Here is a 231-nt window from a genome sequence, read left to right on the forward strand (position 1 = left end):
CTGGAGGAGCTGCTCGCCACCCGCCTGCTCGTCCAGGGGAATTCGGGCTCCGGCAAGTCGCACTTGCTGCGGCGGCTGCTCGAACGCTCGGCGGGGCAGGTGCAGCAGGTGGTGATCGACCCCGAGGGCGATTTCGTGACGCTCGCCGAGCGCTACGGACATGTCGTCGTGTCGGGCGACGCCTATTCGGAGCGCGAGCTGGCGCGGATCGCGACCCGCATCCGCGAGCAT

Annotated in this window: 1 protein-coding gene; it reads left to right on the forward strand. The window is 69.7% G+C overall.

The features are described from left to right. Positions 1-231: helicase HerA domain-containing protein (locus L0666_RS17165; protein ID WP_235262621.1), on the forward strand; the 231-nt coding region annotated here is incomplete at both ends.

Origin of the sequence: Octadecabacter algicola, assembly GCF_021532625.1 — a bacterium.
Classification (GTDB): Bacteria; Pseudomonadota; Alphaproteobacteria; order Rhodobacterales; family Rhodobacteraceae; genus Octadecabacter; species Octadecabacter algicola.